At 47.3% G+C, this 2,477-nt stretch carries 5 protein-coding genes; 4 read left to right on the forward strand and 1 reads right to left on the reverse strand.

From position 1 onward, the window contains the following. Positions 1 to 59 precede the first annotated feature (59 nt). Positions 60 to 965, reverse strand: coding sequence for an allantoinase PuuE (puuE, locus tag ACUVQO_RS22955; protein WP_445928140.1), 906 nt, complete (start codon positions 963 to 965; stop codon positions 60 to 62). Between the two features lie 200 nt (positions 966 to 1,165). Between puuE and ACUVQO_RS22960 the strand changes: the two genes are divergently transcribed. The 4 genes from ACUVQO_RS22960 to ACUVQO_RS22975 all read left to right on the forward strand — a co-directional run bounded on the left by ACUVQO_RS22960 (position 1,166) and on the right by ACUVQO_RS22975 (position 2,448). Then, positions 1,166 to 1,417, forward strand: a complete 252-nt coding sequence (locus ACUVQO_RS22960) for a hypothetical protein (protein ID WP_445928141.1) — start codon at positions 1,166 to 1,168, stop codon at positions 1,415 to 1,417. Positions 1,418 to 1,560: 143 nt separating this feature from the next. Beyond that, on the forward strand, positions 1,561 to 1,761 hold the full coding sequence (locus ACUVQO_RS22965; protein ID WP_445928142.1) for a hypothetical protein: 201 nt from the start codon (positions 1,561 to 1,563) through the stop codon (positions 1,759 to 1,761). Between the two features lie 39 nt (positions 1,762 to 1,800). After that, entirely contained in the window at positions 1,801 to 2,133 is a 333-nt protein-coding gene (locus ACUVQO_RS22970) for a hypothetical protein (RefSeq protein ID WP_445928143.1), read from the forward strand. Positions 2,134 to 2,136: 3 nt separating this feature from the next. Next, positions 2,137 to 2,448 carry a hypothetical protein gene (locus ACUVQO_RS22975; protein WP_445928144.1) on the forward strand — a complete coding sequence of 104 codons (312 nt, stop codon included), beginning with the start codon at positions 2,137 to 2,139 and terminating at the stop codon, positions 2,446 to 2,448. Positions 2,449 to 2,477 lie beyond the last annotated feature (29 nt).

Below are 2,477 nucleotides of genomic sequence, written 5' to 3' on the forward strand. Positions count from 1 at the left end.
CTGTGAACGGGGAATCTCCTGCTATACGCGAAGCGTTAGCGGGATGAGCGTCAAGTTTTCTACCCCTTATGTTTGTCATACCAGTGGCGGGCAATGTCCACCCGACGACAAATCCACACCCGATCGTGCTGCTGCACATAATCCAGAAACCGCGCCAGACTTGCTGCCCGCCCCGGTCTGCCTACCAGACGACAATGTAAGCCCACACTCATCATTTTGGGAGCCGTCTCGCCTTCGGCATACAGCACATCAAAGGCATCTTTCAGGTAGGCAAAAAACTGGTCGCCGGAATTGAAACCCTGAGGAGTCGCAAACCGCATATCGTTGTTATCCAGCGTGTAGGGAATCACCAGATGCGGTTGGCCGTAGTCATGCACCCAGTAGGGCAGATCATCCGCGTAACTATCCGAGTCGTACAGGAAACCACCTGCTTCCACAACTAATTTCCGAGTATGGGGACTGTTGCGCCCGGTATACCACCCTACAGGCCGCTCGCCCGTTACCCGCGTATGAATCGCGATCGCCTGCTGCAAATGCTCCCGTTCGGCAGCTTCACTGAAATACTTGTAATCAATCCAGCGGTAGCCATGACTGGCAATTTCCCAATCCGCTTCCTTCATGGCAGCCACCGCCTCCGGATTCCGCTCCAGTGCCATTGCCACCCCATAGACGGTGACAGGTAAGGCGCGATCGGTGAACATCCGGTACAAGCGCCAGAATCCCGCCCGACTGCCATATTCGTAACAAGACTCCATATTCATATGCCGCAAACCCATAAACGGAGCCGCCCCCACAATCTCCGACAAAAACGCCTCCGATGCCTGATCCCCATGCAGAATGCAGCTTTCCCCACCCTCCTCATAATTAATCACAAACTGCACCGCCACTCGTGCATTCTGGGGCCATTGGGGATGGATCGGATTCCGACCATAGCCAATCAAATCTCTAGGATAGTCTTCAGCCATAGCTTGTCTTGTTTGCTCGTCCTGCTTGATGAACTTGTTCTGGTAAGAAATGCCGCAGCCCTATCAGTTAATAGGGCCTGATCTGAGCGCAAATAAAGAGTTCTCTCCTGAGTTATGGGATATCTTTTGATTAAGTTATAATTTAACTACTTTCACTGCCTTGAGGGGTTTTAGGATTACACAACCAAAGAGACAAGTTGATGGATCCGATATCTCTCATCCTTTCAGCATTGGTAGCTGGCGCAGCTCAGGCAGATGGGGGCGTAGCTCAAGACGCTTATGACAGACGAAAAGCCCTGATCAAGCGTAAGTTTGAGAGCCAAGGTAAATCTGATCCATCTACTCTTCTGGATAAGTACGAGCAGAAGCCCGAAAAGACGAAACCGCTTTTAGAAGACGAACTGATTGAGGCTAACATCGATAAAGACGCGGAAATTATTGAACTGGCGTAAAAAATAATAGAACAAGCCAATCCTCAGAAAGCCGCAGCAGGCAAGTTTAATGTCCAGATTTCTGGAGGTACAGTTCAGGGTCTGATACAGCAAAGCAGTGGATCAATTAATCAGACCTTCAATTGATTAAGGAAGCCCCCACAATGGCTGCTGAAACTATTGCTAATATTTCTGGTGGTAATGTTCAGGGATTTATCCAGGAAAATCATGGAACTGTCAATCAGTACTTTATCTCTCAAGTCTCTGATTTAATTAGCCAGTCAACACCAGGAACAGAGGTTTCCTTCACTCAGGTAGAATACCGACAAAGAAAATTTTTATTTAGTAAAGTTAAAGAATATTGAATTCAGGGGGTTTTAGAAAAGTCATTATACACCCATACCATGATTGAGCTTGGTTTAGAAAAGCGATCGGATGCTGTTGAGCGTCCGTTTGCTGACTTAGCAGAACTATTCCAAGAATCAAAAGAGATTTTACCTGCAGGAACGGGCACAACTGAGGTCTTCAACCAAATTGGAGGGGGAAGAACTCTGTTAATTTTAGGAGAACCTGGATCGGGAAAAACCATCACCCTTCTCAAAATTGCCCAGACCTTAATTGCCCGTGCTGAAGAAAACCTAAACTGTTTGCTTCCAACAGTATTTAATTTATCTTCCTGGGGTAGCAAACAGCAAACGATCAAAAGTTGGCTGGTAGAAGAACTGTGGCTCAAATAACAGGTGCCAAGAGAGGTTGGTAGAAAGTGGATTGCAGAGCAGCAACTACTACTGCTTTTGGATGGTCTGGATGAGGTAAAAATTAATCGGCAGGAAGCTTGCGTCGAAGCCATCAATCAATTTACCCGAAAGTATGGACAAACTGAGATGGTAGTCTGTAGCCGGATTGCAGATTATGAGAGCCTTTCTCATCGTCTGCAATTGCGGGGTGCGATCTATATTCGCTCTCTGACTCCTGAACAAGTTGAGCAATATTTGGACAATGTCGGTGAACCGTTAGCAGGAGTCAAAGGGTGCGTGTCACCTTCTTGGTAGGAAAATTAGGCTAGAGGAGAAGAATATCC

It is taken from the genome of Leptodesmis sp. (genome assembly GCF_052746595.1).

Excerpts from the sequence above, each read along its gene's own strand:
- ACUVQO_RS22960 (WP_445928141.1), top strand. The coding sequence starts at position 1,166 with ATGGATCCGATATCTCTCATCCTTTCAGCATTGGTAGCTGGCGCAGCT.
- ACUVQO_RS22970 (WP_445928143.1), top strand. The coding sequence starts at position 1,801 with ATGATTGAGCTTGGTTTAGAAAAGCGATCGGATGCTGTTGAGCGTCCG.
- puuE (WP_445928140.1), bottom strand. The coding sequence starts at position 965 with ATGGCTGAAGACTATCCTAGAGATTTGATTGGCTATGGTCGGAATCCG.
- ACUVQO_RS22965 (WP_445928142.1), top strand. The coding sequence starts at position 1,561 with ATGGCTGCTGAAACTATTGCTAATATTTCTGGTGGTAATGTTCAGGGA.